The sequence below is a fragment of the Fortiea contorta PCC 7126 genome (assembly GCF_000332295.1).
Taxonomy (GTDB): domain Bacteria; phylum Cyanobacteriota; class Cyanobacteriia; order Cyanobacteriales; family Nostocaceae; genus Fortiea; species Fortiea contorta.
Genome location: NZ_KB235930.1, coordinates 2,164,435 through 2,182,295, shown reverse-complemented (window position 1 = coordinate 2,182,295; position 17,861 = coordinate 2,164,435). Strand labels below are relative to the sequence as shown.

Here is a 17,861-nt window from a genome sequence, read left to right as displayed (position 1 = left end):
AACGTTGCTTTTGCAACGTCCCTACACGAAAAATATCCGGTTTGGGCTTCTAATTCACATTCAGCGTTACTTGGAATCTGCAATCAGGGTATTGTAAAGAAATCATCCCCTTAGCCCTGTGGGCAATGCTGTTGTGTGTGCTCACAGGGATATCTTAAATCTGCAAACCTTGTTGGGTAAGTTTTTTAGTGTTTGTAAATTACTCAATTAAGTTATGTAATTTTTATCAAACTAAATCGAATAATGCTGCCTCTTCTCCTTTATTATTATGATAACTTTGTAAGATTTCGTTAAGGAAAGGGAGATTTTGTATTCGTGGCAATTCCTCTTTTAGAATATTCCCGTACTTCTCAAAACCAGCGGGTAGCAGGCTATGAGGTTCCTGGAGATGAGCAACCCAGAATCTATTCCACAGAAAATCTGCTTTCCACAACAGACTTAGACAATCTGATTGCTGCTGCTTACCGCCAGATTTTTTTCCATGCTTTTGCTGCTGACCGTGAGCGTTTCTTAGAGTCTCAACTCCGCAGTGGTCAGATTACAGTGCGCGACTTTATTCGCGGCTTGTTGCTATCTAATACCTACAAACGCAGTTTCTATGACCTCAATAGCAACTATCGCTTTGTGGAACAGACTGTACAGCGTGTTCTCGGTCGTGACATATACGATAACCGCGAAAAGCTGGCTTGGTCAATTGTTGTAGCAACCAAGGGCGTTAAAGGCTTTATCGATGACTTACTCAACACTGAGGAGTATCTAGAAGCCTTTGGCTACGACACAATACCTTACCAACGTCGTCGGGTATTACCCGGTCGTTCTGAAGGTGAGCTGCCTTTCAACATTAAATCACCCCGTTACGATGCATATTATCGTGGTAAGTTAGGCTTCCCACAAGTCATCTGGCAAACCACCGTCCGCGGCTATACCCCAGCAGACAGGAAGCCCAAAGCTGGTAATCCCGCTCTGTTTTTGGATATGGCTAAGAGTATCAACGCTACAGGTAACACACCCCAGCGGCTCTCTGTACAAAATATTGATATCGAAAAATCAGTTCCCTATCGTAGTAAGTAACTTGATTTAAGAAATCAAATATGGCGTGTGTATTACCTCAATTCAGGTACGGCACACGCCATTAATTTTGATAAGTTTGTAGTCAGCACTAAAGTGCTGAATAATCCAGGAATAATTATCTCTACTATACAAAAATCAGGCACATTCATCATTCTCGGCGTGAAACCCTAGTTCTAGTAGCGCTTTACGGATTTTGGCTTTAGAGGGGCGGACTTTGGGTGCGGTTAATCCCAGTTCTCTAGCAGTTTCAAATAAATCTCGCATTAAGATATCAAGGGAACTATCGTCTGCGTCTTCGGGAAGTTTGCCAATCCTGGCTTCATAAGCTAACGTGTAAAGCTCTAGGTGATGTTTGCCCATGACTCTAGCCAGTTTCCGCAAAGTTTCAGGGGTTGGACAGGTTCCCTTGAAGCAAGCGCCTCTGAGTCGCGGTTGGGGAACGCCAGACAAATCTGCGAGGCGATTCATGCTAATACTCTGTTCTTCCAAGTATTGAAGGATGAATCGTCCCAAAGGGGAACAATCTTCAGCTTTTATTTGCAACCTTGCTGGCATCGTGAGGAATGAGCAAATCTGAATATCTACAAATATAGCGGATTGACATTATTTTGGTTCTTGTTGATCTAAATTTTGGTTTTTTGGTTCTGGTTGCACTGCTGAGGAATTCCCCACTGCGTCAGTTAAGGGCTTAACTACTTTAGCGATCGCTTCGGCAACAAATGCTTTAATAAACTCATCCCGGCGATTAATTTGAAACTGGCGTTGTACAACTTCTGTCATCCCACCATCACCCCAATCTTGATCATGGCGGAAGTATTCAATAAAACTTTTTCCCGCAATCCTGGTTAAATATGCTGCAGTCACACCCTGAATTGCTCGCCCGACAATAAAAGTTGCTGGATTGGTTTGCAAAGCAGTGGACAATAATTGAATTGCACCCTTGACAATTCCCAGACTAGCAATAGTTTTCGCCAGAGACAGAGCTAATTCTCTCCCCCGTGCCATATTCAATTCACAGCCGTACACTTTGGCAATTTCCACGACCATTTGGGCATTGACAGCAGCTGTTGCTAGTAAATCTACCACTGGTAAAGGGGTAACTGATACCACACCAGCCCCAATCCACTGAAAGCGCTCGACTATTTTATCAGCTTGGCGGCGACGCTGGGCGTCGATGAGTTTGCGCGCCTCTTCTCCCAACCGCAGAGATTGCAGGAGAATGTTATCTGCCACCAAATCCTCACCCTCAGCCCGCAAAATCGCCGCCATCCGCCGCAACAAAGGAACGATATCTGCTTCTGGCTGGAAGGTTTCGCCAGTTTCGAGTTGAGCAGATTGGGGATTAGCAGCGATCGCTACCACGTCATTCGTCGCAATAAATCCCCGCACCCGTTGGCGTAACCGAGCCAGGATGGATTCCTTATCTTCATCTGTGTATAAATCAGTTTTGTTAAGTACTAAGAGCGATCGCTTACCAATTTGTGCTAAACTTTGCAATGGCTCATATTCCGATCGCCGTAAATCATTATCCACCACAAACAACAACAAATCTGCTTCCGTCGCCAGCGCCCGCGCCAGTTGTTCCCGTTCCGTCCCCGCTACCCCCGCCTCTAAAATCCCAGGGGTATCTGTAATTAAAATCTTCCGCTCCAATCCCTTCAACCGCAGACAATAAGTTTCCCCAACCTGAGTTGTCCCCATCGGCGCATCCACCTGTCCCACCATCCGCCCCATCACCGCATTCACCAAGGAAGTTTTCCCTGCACTTCCTGTCCCAAACACCACAACTTGAATTTCACCCCGCGCCAAATTAGTTTCAATTTCCCGCGAACGACTCAATAAAGCTTGGCGTGTCACCTCATCTTGAATTTGCGCCACCTGCTGTCGCACCGCTTGTAGAGTCGAAGAAGCCGCATCAGATTTCGCCGCCGGAATTTGTGCCGCTGTCACCTGCGGACGACGACGGCGCGCGCGCTGTTCTCCAGACTGGAGAATCACTACATAATAAACAAATGCAGCCACCAAAGCCCCTAACAGGAGAATCAGCAGCAACAGCAGCAAATTTCCCAATAACGGAGAATAGGACAACTGCCAATATAGCCGTGACAGGGAATCAATCAGCCATAAGCTAAGTCCTAAAATGACAATCAGACCAACAATCAGCGTGACTAGGCGCGACAAAGGCATGGATGGCATGGGTTTTTAGTACGCGGATGCTTCTTCTATCCTACAGTCTGCGGTTTGGGAATTGGGAATTGGGTGATGGGGAGTGTGGGGGGTGTGGGGTGATGGGGGGGGGTGATGGGGGGGGATTAAAGCGTCAGGCTTTGAGCCTCAAGCGTGAGCCTTTGAACCTTCAGGGGGCGACAATCGCCTCTAAATCCTGCAAGCTAAAGGTTTGGGAGGCACAGACCCCTGGAAAAATTTGTGTGCTTATTGAGAATGAACTGTACAGTTATTAAGCGACTATCTGTAGGGTACAGTTTAATGTTCAGAGGGAACTCTTAACTCTTAACAGGCAACAGGGAAACCCACCTTTAAAAAGGGTGGGATTGAAACAAGGACGCTGTTTTTCTTCTCTGCAAGACGCTACGCGAACGCGCTTCGCGGACTCGAAAAACGTCTTTTTTTTTACTGGGCTTTATACACAGAACTAAAGTTTTAATTGATACTCATAAACTTCTGCCTTCTGCCCTCTGCCCTCTGCCTTTCTTGTAATTTTTGGATAGGTTTATATGGTTTCAATTGGATAGTTGCTTGGCATGAGTGCCAAGCATGGGTCGAGGAAATGGTCAGTTCCATTCGCAATAAGCAAGCATATTATCAGCGAGGTTTAAGAGCTATGAAGCTTATACAGCAAGCACTTTAGCTCGCTTGTCACCCCACCCCGGTTTTGGCTTTAGACAAAACCGGGGTGGGGTAAAATAACCGTGGGATAAGCCTTTGGCTTAAGTTGACACCAATGAACATTGTTGTGCCCCTACTGTATGTGCGTCGAAGACTAAGTTAGAATTGGAGGATTTGCAGTAGCACAGACATGATGGTGTAGCGGGTTGCACTTAAAGCAGATGTTGTCAAAATGGGGCTTAAGATTATTTATTGTTCTCCTGGGATTGTGGCTACTCTGGGATCTGAGTTCTCGCTTCGGAGTTGAGGTTTTTTGGTTTCAGGAAGTCGGTTATCTCCAAGTTTTTCTGTTGAAGGAGTTGACGCGAGGAGCTTTGGGGTTAGCGGTAGTGGGGATAACTGCTTTCTATCTACTGGGGAATCTGTTTTTGGCGCAACGTTGGCGATATCCCCAGTCTTTGCAGACCCAATCGGTGCGGCGTCAGGAGGTGGGGGTGAGTACTGGGTTGAAAAGCTTTCTCAGTCCTGATTATTCTCAATTTGCTCAACCTCGCAGGACTTCCATTACAAGTTTATTGCCTTTGAAATTGCGCTGGTTGTTACCTCTAGCTGTGGGTTTAAGTTTGTTGGTGGGGTTGATGCTGGCTGATTATGGCGGAGTGGCTGTGTCTTACTGGCGTGGGGAGGTTCAGGATTATTTACCTGTTCCTGAATTGTTTCGCCCGGAGACTATTTGGCGATTGGGTAAGCAAGTTATTTCTCAGGTTTGGTATCTTTGCTCAATTGTGGCAATGTCGATCGCTATTCTCATTTTCCCTCACTTCTGGCTCAGAGCGATCGCTATTATTTTTTCTCTGCTGTTTGGGTGGTTGCTGTCTTTCCATTGGGCAAAGTTATTGCAATATTTCCACTCTACTGCTTTTAATTACTCTGAGCCTTTATTTCACCAAGATATCAGCACTTATGTTTTTGCTCTCCCTGTGTGGGAATTGCTGGAATTTTGGTTGATTGGACTGTTTTTATATGGTTTCGTCGCTGTCATTCTCACTTATCTGTTATCAGCACAAAGTCTCAGTCAGGGGATTTTTCCTGGTTTCTCAACTCAGCAACAGCGTCATTTATTTGGTGTTGGTGGCTGTTTGATGTTAGCGGTGGCTGTTAATTATTGGCTGAGTCGCTATCAATTGCTTTATTCTACCCGTGGGGTAAGTTACGGCGCTAGTTACACTGATGTGATGGCACAGTTACCGGCTTATACTGTGTTGTGCGTTTTGGCAGTAGCGATCGCATTTTATCTGTTTTGGCGCACCATTTTTTGGCGTCCCCATTCCTCCCATCGGCGATGGGTATTTTCTGGACTCAGTGTTTATTTATTCTTGGTGGTGGTGGCTGATTCTCTCTTACCCGCAGCGGTACAATATCTCATTGTTCAACCCAATGAATTACAGCGAGAACAACCATACATCCAACGGACTATCACCCTGACTCGCCAAGCTTTTGATTTAGAAGCGATTGATGCGAGAGTTTTCAATCCCCAAGGACAATTGACCCAAGCTGATATCAAAGCCAATGACTTGACAATTCGCAACATTCGCCTTTGGGATCAACGTCCTTTACTAGAAACTAACCGTCAATTACAGCAAATTCGTCCTTATTATCGCTTCCCTGATGCCGATATTGACCGCTACACCATAGAATCAGAGACAGCAACAGCAGATACAGAACGGCGACAAGTATTGATTGCTGCTAGGGAATTAGACTACAGTAATGTACCTGCTGAGGCGCAAACTTGGGTAAATCGTCATCTAATTTATACTCACGGCTATGGATTCACGCTTAGTCCGGTGAATACAGCAGGGCCTGGGGGACTACCAGAGTATTTTGTCAAAAATATTAGCGGTGACAGCAGCGCTCTCACGACTTCTTCTCCAGCGATTCGCAACAGCATTCCCATTGGACAACCCCGGATTTATTACGGTGAAATTACAGATAGTTATGTAATGACTAGCACAAAAATAAAAGAATTAGATTATCCCAGTGGCAGTGAGAACGTTTATAATTCCTACGACGGGAGCGGTGGTATTAGTATCGGTGCGTTGTGGAAAAGGTGGTTATTTGCGACCTATTTAAAAGATTGGCAAATGGTGTTGACGCAGGACTTTTCACCCCAAACCAAGATTTTGTTGAGGCGGAATGTGAAAGAGAGAATTCAGGCGATCGCCCCTTTTCTCAAATACGATCGCAACCCTTATTTGGTCGCTGCTAATACTGGTAACAATAATAATTATTTGTATTGGATTGTCGATGCTTATACCACCAGCGACCATTATCCCTACTCAGACACCGGCGGTGATAAAATTAACTACATTCGCAACTCTGTCAAAGTCGTAATTGACGCTTACAACGGGAGTGTCAACTTTTACATTGCTGATGACACTGACCCGATGATTGCTACTTGGCAGAGCATGTTTCCTAATCTATTTAAACCGTTGGATGCAATGCCTGCAAACCTCCGCAGTCATATCCGCTATCCAGAGGACTTTTTTAAGATTCAATCAGAACGGTTGATGACCTACCACATGACCGATACTCAAGTATTTTACAACCGGGAAGACCAATGGCAAATCCCCAACGAAATCTACGGTAGCGAGTCGCGTCAAGTCAAGCCATATTATTTGATTACCAGCTTACCTACAGTACCATTTGAAGAATTTCTGCTGCTGCTGCCTTACACACCCAATGAACGGACTAATTTAATCGCTTGGTTAGCAGCGCGATCGGATAATAATAACTACGGTAAGCTCATACTATATATCTTCCCGAAAGAGCGGCTGATTTATGGCACAGCACAAATAGAAGCACGAATTAATCAAGACCCAGTGATTTCTCAGCAAATCTCCTTGTGGAATCGCCAAGGATCTAGAGCTATTCAAGGTAACTTGTTAGTAATTCCCATTGAACAGTCGCTGTTGTATGTCGAGCCGCTTTATTTAGAAGCTGCACAGAATAGCTTGCCGACACTCGTTAGAGTGATTGTAGCTTATGAAAATCGGATTGTGATGGCACCTACCCTAGAACAGGCATTGCAAGCTATATTCAAACCGGAAGTGACACCAGATTCAGCGATTATCCGTCCTGTTGAAGAAGCCGTACCCTGAACAGCGACGAATACATTCGTTGGGGAATAGTCGCCACTTGCTCCATACTACGTTTCACGGTGTATTTTTTTTACTTGTCGCCATGCTAACCAGCGTTGATCGTTTATTATTCGTCCGGCGAGTCCCAATTTTTAAAGAATTGCGGGATGATTTTATTGTGCGGTTGGCTTCAGTGATGGATGAGCTTTCCTTCCCTGCTAATTACACCATTTTTAAACAGGGAGAAGAAGGGCGATCGCTCTACATTGTCGCATCCGGTAAAGTCAAAGTCCACATCGGCGAGCAACAACTGGCAGAAGTAGATAAGGGAAAATACTTTGGAGAAATGGCAGTATTTGATACACAACCCCGTTCCGCCTCAGCCACAACCTTAGAACCTTGCGAATGTTTAGAACTGACGCAAGAGCAACTTTATGACGCCATCGAAGAAACTCCAGAAATCGCAGTCAACATCATTCGAGAATTATCTCGCCTGATTCGCCGACTGAACGAAAATATCAATGTGAAAACTAAATAGGACTTGGTGAAAAAGTCTTCTACTGGGGGTAGGGAACAGGGAACAGGGGGCGACAATCGCCTCTAAATCCTGCAAGCTAAAGGTTTGGGAGGCACAGACCCCTGGAAAAATTTGTGTGCTTATTGAGAATGAACTGTACAGTTATTAAGCGACTATCTGTAGGGTACAGTTTAATGTTCAGAGGGAACTCTTAACTCTTAACAGGCAACAGGGAAACCCACCTTTAAAAAGGGTGGGATTGAAACAAGGACGCTGTTTTTCTTCTCTGCAAGACGCTACGCGAACGCGCTTCGCGGACTCGAAAAACGTCTTTTTTTTTACTGGGCTTTATACACAGAACTAAAGTTTTAATTGATACTCATAAACTTCTGCCTTCTGCCCTCTGCCCTCTGCCTTTCTTGTAATTTTTGGATAGGTTTATATGGTTTCAATTGGATAGTTGCTTGGCATGAGTGCCAAGCATGGGTCGAGGAAATGGTCAGTTCCATTCGCAATAAGCAAGCATATTATCAGCGAGGTTTAAGAGCTATGAAGCTTATACAGCAAGCACTTTAGCTCGCTTGTCACCCCTTGAAAGCGATCGCATTTTAATTCCAAGTCATAGGTCAGGTTGAGTTGAAAAGCTAGCTGTAGTAATGTTTCTTTATGACTTTAATTATCGCTGGCGAACGTAGCGGGGTGGGCAAGACGACGGTCACGCTTACCCTTTTAGCATCTTTATACCGCCTTGGTGTAGCGGTGCAATCTTTCAAGGTCGGCCCAGACTACATTGACCCGATGTTTCATACTTACGTCACTGGTCGCCCTTGTCGCAATTTAGACCCGGTGCTCACGTCAGAAAGTTATGTCCAGCAATGTTTTAGCCGTCACGCCCAAGGATGCGAATATGCGTTGGTGGAGGGGGTGATGGGGTTGTTTGATGGAATTGGTAATGGGGAGGAAAATCAATTAACTACTGACTTTGGAAGCACTGCTCACATTGCGCGGTTGCTAGATATACCAATTGTGCTGGTGATTGATTGCAGTCGTTTATCTGGTTCGGTGGCGGCGATCGCTCACGGTTATTGCACCTTTGATTCTAGAATTAAAATAGCAGGTTTAGTGCTCAATCGGGTGGGGAGCGATCGCCATTTATCTTTACTGCAAAACTCTCTCGCACCGCTAAATCTACCAATTCTCGGTGTGATGCGCCGCCAAGATAATATCACAATTAGCGATCGTCATCTCGGTTTAATCCCCACTGCAGAACTCCCAGAACTCGACACCTTAATCAATCGCCTCGCAGATTTAGGTGACACCTGCTTTAACTGGGAAAAACTCTTACCCTTGTTGCAGAAGACAGAAGAGGGCGATGAGGTAGAAAAGTTTTCCCCACCTCCCCACCTCCCCACCTCCCCACCTCCCCACCTCCCCACCTCCCCACCTATCAAAATAGCCGTCGCTCGTGACCGCGCTTTCAATTTCTATTACCAAGACAATCTCGACTTACTCCAACATTTAGGCGCTGAATTGATTTTCTGGAGTCCATTAGCAGATACTACATTACCCGAAGATATACAGGGAATGTATTTCGGTGGTGGTTTTCCAGAAGTTTTCGCCGCGCAACTAGCCCAAAACATCAGCGCCCGCAATGCAGTAAAATCTGCTGTGCTTCAAGGAATACCCACAATCGCTGAGTGTGGAGGAATGATGTATTTGTGTGAGAAAATTATCGATTTTGAAGATAAATCTTGGCCGATGGTAGGAATTTTACCCACATCAGCGGCGATGGGTGGGCGTTTAACTTTAGGATATCGCCGCGCTGTAGCTTTGCAAAACAGTCTGCTCTTATTCTCAGGTGAACAAATTTATGGACATGAATTCCACCGTTCGAGTTTAGTCCCCACCCCTGAGCAACCCTTATTTGTCACTTATCGCTATGATTGCAAAGAAAATATGGGTGATGAAGGATGGAATAGACTTGCTAATCTTCACGCTTCTTATATCCATTTACATTGGGGAGCGAGTGTAGAAATTCCTGCGCGCTTTGTTCAACAATGTTGTGAATTTGCGGGGAAAAGGATGAAGGGTGGAGGTTGAAACAGGGAACAGGGAACAGGGAACAGAGGAATAAATTAAGAGGTTTTTAAATGTCAGAAATTATTTAATGGTATACCAGCCGCAACTTTGAGACGAGTATGAATATAACTCTTTTCTAATCTCCTCAGTCCACTAATTTCAATATTTTCTAACTTACCTTCCACCACTTGAATTTGGATATTACCACTTGACAAAGGTAAATTATTAATTGCAATAAACGCACCAGAATTCACATAACCATTGCTCACATAAAGTTTTGTAATTTCAGTTCTTAAAACCACTAACTCCTCAAAAGATACCTCCCTATTGTTATATCCATCAACTAATTGATTAACTTCTGCTTGCAAAACCGTATTACCTAAAACCTCAATTTTTTTCACCAGAAAACGTTCCGTACCAGCAGCAGGCGCCTGCGGTTGTTCATTCGCAGGTATTTGTAGTGGAGGCTGAGGAATATTTTCCGGAACTTTATCTAGAGGAACAGGAGACACTGGAGGCTGAGGAATCGTTTGTTCAATCCTTTCTGGAGTATCAGCAGGAATAGTCACATCACCAGGCGCAATTGATTGAGCAAAAACTTTATCATATTTGACTAAAATAAATACCAATAAACACCACCAAAAAACCCATTTATTCCCACCTCTTTTCACCACAAACATCACCCAATTTCTACGTAATTCCTTTCTCCATCTCTCCGCGTCTCTGCGCCTCTGCGTGAGATAAAAAATCATTCACCACACACTCGACTCAAAATCTTTTGTCCATTAGCCAGTTGATATACTCCCTGCGCTTCCCAAATCGGATCACCCAACTTCCATCTCCGAGATTGCGAATTACTTGTAGATAAAGACTGAATCACCCCAGTATTAAAAGAAGAAAGCGGAGCATCACCAGGACGTTCAGCTAACCCACCAGAACCCGTGGTACTATCACTACCTATTCCTAATGATAAAGTTCCTAATGTGCTGATATTATCCAAATTGACTAAGTTACTAGCTCGGATGAAAATATTGCCTGCATTACCTTGAGCAGCATAGCTAAAAGTGTTTATACTATTTATATTTTGCAGGCTCAAATTTTCAGTTTCAATAAAAATATCTCCACTGTTTCCAGAACCAGTTGTAATTGTAGAAATACCAGAAAAATCAGAAAGAGGTGTAACTACAGAACTTTCTGCACCCAAAGAATTATCAGGAATAATATTACTGCTTTGGGCAAAGACAGATTCGCTTATATTTATTCCTAATAGGCAACAAATTATTCCCCATTCTGTAAATATTTTAATAATTTTTTTATACTCATTGATTGCAGAAAGTCAAGAATCAAATTAGTTGAAATTTTTGACAGGTTTGACGGGATATTGTATTTGTAGTTATATGCAACATACCTGAAATCAAGCAAAATAAACAGTTTAATTTACACAAATAAATTTATTTTTTGAAAAAATAATTAGGTAACAAAATGTTTTTAATTTTTAGAAAAAAGCGCAAATACATGATAAAGCGTCGCTGGTTGGGGGTTTTATTTTTGTGCAGTCTGTGTGTTTGTTTAGGGTTTGGTAATATATATCTATTAGGAATAGGACAACCAGCGAAAGCACAGTCTGTTGAAGCCAGTCAATTAATGCAACAAGGATTTGAGTTATATCAAGCTGGTGATGTGACGAAAGCTATTGAACGTTGGGAAAAGGCTTTAAGTATCTATCAACAAAATAATAATCAGCAGGAAGCAGCGATCGCATTACAAAATTTAGCACGAGCATATCCAGACGCTGGCAAACTAGAGCAAGGGATTGAGTTTTGGGATCAGCTGATTGCTAGCGATCGCCAAACTGGAAACTCACAAATCATAGGGCGTTATCTCAGCGAACAAGCGCAGATATACAGCAGGTTAGGAAAACCCCAAACTGCAATTCAATTGTTATGTAATCCTGATCAATCCCAACAATGCAGCACTGATAGCGCCTTGACAATAGCCCGGTATCATCAAGATTCTTTGGGTGAAGCTGCAGCTTTGGGCGCGTTGGGTGACGCTAATCGACTCTTGCTAAAATAACTTTATCAAGATTATTCCCTTAAAATATAATTTTAAATTGCTTAAGATTGGTTTCAATTTCTGTTGATTCAATTTGAATATTTGTTCCCACTAGTAATGGTCTAAAGTCTACACCTGAAACCTTTTTAAACTCAACACCATAAAGTTAAAATTTATCTGCATCCGGTAAGCTAGTTGAATATATTTGCTCTGTTCCAGTTGAAGGTGAGACCAATGAAATTTCTCGTTTACCTGAACTGAAGGGAACTTGACGAACTACTCGGAAATCCAGTGGTAATTCCAAGGATGGTTTGCGGATACGAGGAATTTGTGCTGTTTCTGCGCTATTTTTTTCCCCTCGGATTGTAGAGGGAATATTACCAGATACAGGTGTCGCGTTTACCTGGTTGTAATTTGTAAGATAGGTGTAACAGGTAGTTGAACTAAAGCTGAAAACGCCACACATCAGGAGTGCGATCGCTCTTCTCACCAAACTCTCACCGAGAATCGCTGCAAAAAAAGCTGCGATCGCAATCATCCGCAACCGAATTCTACGCATTTTCTTCACCTCCTACCACTTATTGTTTTAAAAGAACAAAACTTCCATCCCAACTGCCATAATTTTGTGAATTCACACCATATCTTTTAGTTCCTGAATAAGAGGGTTGTCCCGGTTTAATTCTGATAGTAACTACTCCACCTTGCTTAGTAGTCATTAATCCTGCATGAACAGCCGCGCTACAAATTGAAGAGTCATCTGTATAGTAGCTTTTTGAGTAATAAATTGCTGTGAAGATCAAAAGTTTTATATTGCCAATTTATTTAAAAAACTGGTGTATATTTATTCAATAAAATCGCAGTTATAAAAAATCCATATTTATCAACTCTTTATAACCGCTTTGAATACGGCATCTGCTTATATTGAAACAGCAAAACTTGCGGGTTGCAGTTACTGATTAATTACCAAATTAGTAAACTTTAAAAACAGTTTTGACAAAAGATTTAGAAACAAAAAGCAAAGTTTATGCAGAGGCAGGTATTTCAGAATATTGGGTTGTGAATCTACAAAAATTATATTTAGTAGTATTTCAAGAACCTTTGGACGGAGAATATGCGACAAAATTGACGCTGACTGGGGGAACAATTCAACCCTTTGCATTCCCTGATATTTCAGTTTCTGTAGAACAAATTATTAACCGCTAGTCTGTTTTTTAAAATCGCCAAAACCAGAATTTTTTCACTGACCACGTAAGTTGACAAACTACTCCAGGAGAATTAGAAAAACGTTCAAATTTACCACCTAATTGTTTTGCTAAATTCTGCGCTTGTTGTGTTCCAAATCCTGGAGACGAAGAGAGGTCGCTGGTAAGAATAAATCCGGAACCGTTATCGACTACCCGAATAATATTTTCACCATGCTTTTGTCCACAAATCACTTTGTGCTTGAATAATTTCTGCGTCTTGATACTCCTCTCTAAGAGCGTTAATTGTTCCGCTTAATATTAATTCATGATCATCAACTACTAAAAACTTGTGTTTTTTTTGATGCAAGTTTAACCCATGCATAATTTAATAGTGTAATTTGCTTGGTAACTGGATAGATAGCAGTAACCTATAAAAATAATTACACACAAGTGCAAGTATTGTTTGTCAAATTGTGCTAGATGCCAAGTAACTAAAAACTCTGCTGGCGGAGTTTTTGGTATAAAAACATGCAGCAAAACTGACACCTTCCACATAATTACTAGATGGGTGGACTGAACCCTCAATCCTCTATTGTTTGTGTCGCTCTAGACTTGCAATATGACTAGCTTTTAGTTCAGTCTGAAAAAGCGAACAAAGCAGGAATAGAATAAATTATGGGACTTTTTGATCAAATTCTGGGCGCCGTCGCCAACCCCAATCAACAAGGGAGTATAGGTCAACTAGGAAATATCATTAACACTGTAGACCAACTAAGCGAGCGCACTGGTGTAGATCCCGCAACCATTCAATCAGTTTTATCAGTCGTCGGTGGTCAGGTGCGTTCAGTTTTACAACAAAAGCAAGCCACAGAAGGTAATCAAGCAGTACAAAGCTTGGTGAGTCAATTTGCGGGAACTTCTCCCGACTCCCAAGCGGTTAACTCAGTATTCTCCCCCAATGCACAACAGCGAGTGGCTGAGATTGCTGCCCAACACACCGGTTTAGATGCTAGTATGATTCAACAAATACTGCCGATTATCGTCCCCGTAGTCCTGAATTTCCTACAATCGGGAGCCAACGCCCAAAATCCTCAAAGCGGTGGAAATTCAGTTCTCAATTCCTTTTTAGATTCAGACGGTGACGGCGATGTTGATATTGCTGACGCCATTCAATTAGCTAGTCGCCATCTTGGACGCTAACTAAATTATCAGCTGAGAGCAGAGATGAGGCGAATCAACTAAAAATTTTTCTCCCTCATCTCATCTCCCTCATTTATTTTTGCTGAATTCGTTGTAAAGTAACCGCAGTATTAACTACGGTGGTAGCTATGGTACAACCAATTCGCATACTCTTACAGACCACAATTCCCACAACAGAAGATGACTGGAGTATCGCTCGGTTTTCGCTCTTACATAATTATCTTGCATCTGTGCAAAATGCAGATGGCGAATACTTATTTGAAGTGACAGCGCGGGATATTACTCCTGACGCTGATGGTAACGATCCAATTTTAAGCACTCTAAATCAATCAGATTTTGATCAACTTTGGCTATTTGCTTTAGACGTAGGCGAAGGTTTAACAGCAAAAGATATTGCAGGAATTAATGCTTTTAGGCAAAGTGGCGGTGGTATCCTGACAACAAGAGATCACCAAGATATGGGTTGTTCCATGTGCAGCTTAATTGACATTGGTGATGTCCATTATTTTAATACCAAAAATCCCGATCCTGATGAATCTCGTTGGTTAAGAGACGACCCCTACACAACTTATATTTCCTGGCCTAACTATCATTCTGGAGCTAATGGTGACTATCAACAAATTACTCTGATTGAACCTGTTCATGAATTATTTAAAAATCTGCAATCAGCTTCTGGATTAATTGAATTTTTTCCGACACACCCCCATGAAGGCGGGATTGGGCTTCCTGCAAATGCTACAAATGCCAGAGTAATTGCATTAGGAAAAAGCTTGATTACAGGTCGTAATTTCAATTTAGTAGTAGCACTAGAACATTATCAAGATGCACAAGGTAACATTTTAGGACGAGCAGTAGCTAATTCCAGTTTTCATCATCTTGTTGATTATAACTGGGATATTGAGCGAGGCTGTCCCAGTTTTGTCGATGAGCCTCCCGGAGACGGAATGCAAAAGCATCCACAGGCTTTAGAAGATATTAAAATCTATGTGTATAATGTGGCTTTGTGGTTAGGGAAAAAGGGTGATACACATTCCTAATTACAAGCGACGTAAATATTGATTTACTACAACTATTTTCTGTTGTCTAAAGTCAAGCGATCGCACTTTTCACCCTGCAACATTTACTGATAAAGAATCTCCAGAAAACCGCTAGGAGCAGCACTGGAGATTAATATATAGAGCTAAGGGTGATTAAATATTACCTAATTACCGCAGAAGAAAGTAGCCAAAATGGCTGTAATTTCTCGGTTATTGCTTAAAGAATGCGATCGCCACCCCAAAGCGATCGCACTAATTTATCTGTCATTTCCGCACCAAACAACCTGACTGCAATTTGGTTATCAGGGTCACGTTCAGCGATCGCCCGGCGTACAATCAAATCACGCTCAGATAAAGCAGCACGCTCATCTTCCGATACAGCCTCAGCCTCATCTACCCAACGCAACCATCGATCCATCATCTCATGCGCCACCCCCCGCACCACCGCCAAGGTCTCTGCACTCGCTTCACTGGTATGACACAAACTAGTATGAGACTGAGCTTGACGAATGTACAAACTTTTGCTGATATACTGCTGAAATCGGGAATCTGCCAGCAACTGCAAATATGTCTGATTCATCGGCTCATAGTAGTGATCCAAATATTGCAAATCAACAAACAAATCACTGCGAGGAATATAATCCATATAAAAGAATAAATACGGTACCGTCGCAAAAGCAAAAGCTAGATGGGGAACGCGGATATGAGACTTGAGCCAAATACTCAAATGCATATTGCAAAAACCCGAATTTGGTTCACGCAACCATGAATGCACTAACCAATCAATCTCAGCACCAGAGAAAGTATTCAAAGAACCAATCGCACCCCCAACCGACGCCGAGTAGCTTTGTAAATGCTCAGTCCCAGGGTCGCGCTGAAATTGAAACCTACCAGCCAATTTCTCGCGCAACTCATTTGTCACACCCCATAACTGCTCAAATAAAGCAGTTGTATCTAGATTAGATTGCTGTATATCCATAATTTGGCTTAATTCATCAACACATTATTTCCACCAACATAATCACCATTTATAGCGCCAACATCCAGCTACTGAAAGAGTTTTTAAATAACTCATATAAATTGCGTACCAGCCCAAGTTATTATCATCAAGTAGTTTTTAGAAACATTTAATGTCTAGAACAATCACTCTCAGCTTGATACCGCTGTTTTTATTCAGCCAAATTATCGTCACCCCAAAACCATCCTCAGCGCAAACAGCCAACCCAGCCAGCACAAAATCCATATGTCCTGCACAAATTGTATCTGCTGTCAATAGTGTAATTGATCGTCCCCAATTTGGGCGATCGCGCTGGGGAATTCTCGTCCAATCCCTCACCTCTGGACAAACACTCTATGCTAGAGACGCCCAAAAATATTTTACCCCCGCCTCTAACACCAAGCTCTTAACAACAGCCGCCGCACTGCAACATCTGGGTGCAAATTTTCGCATCCGCACTTCCATATATCGTCAACCTGATGGTAATTTAGTCGTCATCGGTAAAGGAGATCCCAGCCTCAGCGATACGCAACTGCAAGCATTAGCCAAACAATTACAACAAAAAGGTATCACCCAAATTAAACAATTAATCCTCGATGATAGCTATATTCAAGGAGATATTGTCAACCCCACATGGCAATGGGAAGATATACAATCAGACTACGGCGCACCAGTCAGTAGCTTAATACTTAACGACAACGTTTTTAGTTTTAACCTCCTCCCAAAAGCCGTAGGTCAACCCCTACAAATTACCTGGAAAGATAGCAACGAAGCTAGACAATGGACAATAGTTAATCAAACAGTCACAGTTGCCAACAATCAACCAAACTACATCAATATTAACCGTGATTTATCAGGCACAATCCTGCGAATTCAAGGACAACTAGCAGCCAACGCCACACCATATTTAGTCACCTTACCTGTAACTTCTCCTAGTTATTATTTCTTGCGTCGGTTCCGCACCATCCTCGCAGCCGAAAAAATTAATCTCGGACAGACAACAGTCGCAACTATTAAACAAACTCAACAAGAAATAGCTGCAGTAGAATCACCTCCCCTATCTCAATTATTAGCAGAAACTAATATTAATAGTAATAACCTTTATGCCGAAGCATTATTAAGATCATTATCTGTTAATCAACCAAATCCAAAAAAGCAGAATACAGCTGATATCGGATTAGAAATTCTCAAAACAAGTTTAACCAAATTAGGAGTAGATCCCACGAATTATCTCTTAGTAGATGGCTCAGGTTTATCACGCCGTAACCTAATTTCTCCCGCAGCTTTAGTGCAAACCTTACAAGGAATCGCCAAAACACCAACCGCCTCAATTTTTCGTGCATCATTACCCATAGCCGGCAAAACTGGCACTTTAAAAAACCGTTTTCGCAACACTTCCGCCGAAGGTATTGTACAAGCTAAAACAGGAACTTTAACAGGAGCAATATCACTATCTGGATACGTCAATAGCCCCAAATATGAACCATTAGCCTTTAGTATTATCATCAATCAAACAGAGCAACCAATCACCATTGCTCGTCAAGCAATTGATGAAATAGTCGTGCTATTAACCGAGTTACAGCGTTGTTAATCTAGTTCATTTTTTTTAATTTATCAGCAAACTCTGATATCTGTTTCTGCAGGAATTTTCAATCGAAATAATACCGATTCAAATAATGTTTGCGACAGATACCCCACCCGCCTGACGGCACCCTCCCCTTGCCAAGGGGAGGGTTG

The 17,861-nt window shown here is 42.5% G+C and carries 17 protein-coding genes and 1 pseudogene; 10 read left to right on the top strand and 8 right to left on the bottom strand.

Annotated elements, in window-relative coordinates; all coding sequences use genetic code 11:
- Nucleotides 1-315 precede the first annotated feature (315 nt).
- Nucleotides 316-1,071 carry a phycobilisome rod-core linker polypeptide gene (locus tag MIC7126_RS0110145; RefSeq protein WP_017653030.1) on the top strand — a complete coding sequence of 252 codons (756 nt, stop codon included), beginning with the start codon at nt 316-318 and terminating at the stop codon, nt 1,069-1,071.
- A gap of 135 nt (nt 1,072-1,206) precedes the next feature.
- Here MIC7126_RS0110145 and MIC7126_RS0110140 read toward each other — a convergent pair whose 3' ends face one another.
- Together MIC7126_RS0110140 and MIC7126_RS0110135 are read right to left on the bottom strand one after the other, a co-directional pair.
- The gene (locus MIC7126_RS0110140; RefSeq protein ID WP_017653029.1) at nt 1,207-1,626 is read right to left on the bottom strand and encodes a helix-turn-helix domain-containing protein; all 420 of its coding nucleotides are present in this window, start codon (nt 1,624-1,626) and stop codon (nt 1,207-1,209) included.
- A gap of 48 nt (nt 1,627-1,674) precedes the next feature.
- Nucleotides 1,675-3,258 carry a YcjF family protein gene (locus MIC7126_RS0110135; protein ID WP_040629767.1) on the bottom strand — a complete coding sequence of 528 codons (1,584 nt, stop codon included), beginning with the start codon at nt 3,256-3,258 and terminating at the stop codon, nt 1,675-1,677.
- A 2-nt stretch (nt 3,259-3,260) separates the two neighbouring features.
- Here MIC7126_RS0110135 and MIC7126_RS0110130 point away from each other — a divergent pair, with 2 nt between their 5' ends.
- The 4 genes from MIC7126_RS0110130 to MIC7126_RS0110115 all read left to right on the top strand — a co-directional run bounded on the left by MIC7126_RS0110130 (nt 3,261) and on the right by MIC7126_RS0110115 (nt 9,672).
- A complete protein-coding gene (locus tag MIC7126_RS0110130; RefSeq protein ID WP_017653027.1) occupies nt 3,261-3,533 on the top strand; it encodes a hypothetical protein in 273 nt (90 codons plus the stop codon).
- A 606-nt stretch (nt 3,534-4,139) separates the two neighbouring features.
- A complete protein-coding gene (locus tag MIC7126_RS0110125; protein ID WP_017653026.1) occupies nt 4,140-7,076 on the top strand; it encodes a UPF0182 family protein in 2,937 nt (978 codons plus the stop codon).
- A gap of 82 nt (nt 7,077-7,158) precedes the next feature.
- Nucleotides 7,159-7,593 carry a Crp/Fnr family transcriptional regulator gene (locus MIC7126_RS0110120; RefSeq protein WP_017653025.1) on the top strand — a complete coding sequence of 145 codons (435 nt, stop codon included), beginning with the start codon at nt 7,159-7,161 and terminating at the stop codon, nt 7,591-7,593.
- Between the two features lie 645 nt (nt 7,594-8,238).
- On the top strand, nt 8,239-9,672 hold the full coding sequence (locus tag MIC7126_RS0110115; RefSeq protein WP_017653024.1) for a cobyrinic acid a,c-diamide synthase CobB: 1,434 nt from the start codon (nt 8,239-8,241) through the stop codon (nt 9,670-9,672).
- A 53-nt stretch (nt 9,673-9,725) separates the two neighbouring features.
- Here the strand turns inward: MIC7126_RS0110115 and MIC7126_RS0110110 are convergent, their stop codons facing one another.
- Both MIC7126_RS0110110 and MIC7126_RS0110105 read right to left on the bottom strand, forming a co-directional pair.
- The gene (locus MIC7126_RS0110110; RefSeq protein WP_017653023.1) at nt 9,726-10,331 is read right to left on the bottom strand and encodes a POTRA domain-containing protein; all 606 of its coding nucleotides are present in this window, start codon (nt 10,329-10,331) and stop codon (nt 9,726-9,728) included.
- Between the two features lie 68 nt (nt 10,332-10,399).
- Nucleotides 10,400-10,855 carry a hypothetical protein gene (locus MIC7126_RS0110105; protein ID WP_017653022.1) on the bottom strand — a complete coding sequence of 152 codons (456 nt, stop codon included), beginning with the start codon at nt 10,853-10,855 and terminating at the stop codon, nt 10,400-10,402.
- A 278-nt stretch (nt 10,856-11,133) separates the two neighbouring features.
- On the opposite strand from MIC7126_RS0110105, the gene MIC7126_RS0110100 reads away from it, so the two are divergent.
- Nucleotides 11,134-11,727, top strand: a complete 594-nt coding sequence (locus MIC7126_RS0110100) for a tetratricopeptide repeat protein (RefSeq protein WP_017653021.1) — start codon at nt 11,134-11,136, stop codon at nt 11,725-11,727.
- 145 nt (nt 11,728-11,872) lie between these two features.
- Here MIC7126_RS0110100 and MIC7126_RS0110095 read toward each other — a convergent pair whose 3' ends face one another.
- Entirely contained in the window at nt 11,873-12,265 is a 393-nt protein-coding gene (locus MIC7126_RS0110095; RefSeq protein WP_017653020.1) for a hypothetical protein, read from the bottom strand.
- Nucleotides 12,266-12,284: 19 nt separating this feature from the next.
- Nucleotides 12,285-12,506 (bottom strand): LCCL domain-containing protein, encoded by a 222-nt coding sequence (locus MIC7126_RS32430; protein WP_161606841.1) that lies wholly within the window; start codon nt 12,504-12,506, stop codon nt 12,285-12,287.
- A gap of 190 nt (nt 12,507-12,696) precedes the next feature.
- Here MIC7126_RS32430 and MIC7126_RS27370 point away from each other — a divergent pair.
- Nucleotides 12,697-12,909, top strand: a pseudogene (locus MIC7126_RS27370) (Uma2 family endonuclease); the annotation flags it as partial.
- Nucleotides 12,910-12,917: 8 nt separating this feature from the next.
- Here the strand turns inward: MIC7126_RS27370 and MIC7126_RS30330 are convergent.
- On the bottom strand, nt 12,918-13,142 hold the full coding sequence (locus MIC7126_RS30330; protein WP_154655869.1) for a sensor histidine kinase: 225 nt from the start codon (nt 13,140-13,142) through the stop codon (nt 12,918-12,920).
- A gap of 423 nt (nt 13,143-13,565) precedes the next feature.
- Between MIC7126_RS30330 and MIC7126_RS0110075 the strand changes: the two genes are divergently transcribed.
- Together MIC7126_RS0110075 and MIC7126_RS0110070 are read left to right on the top strand one after the other, a co-directional pair.
- The gene (locus MIC7126_RS0110075; RefSeq protein WP_017653016.1) at nt 13,566-14,090 is read left to right on the top strand and encodes a DUF937 domain-containing protein; all 525 of its coding nucleotides are present in this window, start codon (nt 13,566-13,568) and stop codon (nt 14,088-14,090) included.
- A 128-nt stretch (nt 14,091-14,218) separates the two neighbouring features.
- Nucleotides 14,219-15,127, top strand: coding sequence for a hypothetical protein (locus tag MIC7126_RS0110070; RefSeq protein WP_017653015.1), 909 nt, complete (start codon nt 14,219-14,221; stop codon nt 15,125-15,127).
- A gap of 217 nt (nt 15,128-15,344) precedes the next feature.
- Here the strand turns inward: MIC7126_RS0110070 and MIC7126_RS0110065 are convergent, their stop codons facing one another.
- Nucleotides 15,345-16,106, bottom strand: a complete 762-nt coding sequence (locus tag MIC7126_RS0110065) for a hypothetical protein (RefSeq protein ID WP_017653014.1) — start codon at nt 16,104-16,106, stop codon at nt 15,345-15,347.
- Between the two features lie 151 nt (nt 16,107-16,257).
- Here MIC7126_RS0110065 and dacB point away from each other — a divergent pair, with 151 nt between their 5' ends.
- Nucleotides 16,258-17,715: a D-alanyl-D-alanine carboxypeptidase/D-alanyl-D-alanine endopeptidase gene (gene dacB / locus MIC7126_RS0110060; protein ID WP_017653013.1), complete on the top strand. Its 1,458-nt coding sequence runs from the start codon at nt 16,258-16,260 to the stop codon at nt 17,713-17,715.
- The last annotated feature ends 146 nt before the right edge of the window (nt 17,716-17,861 follow it).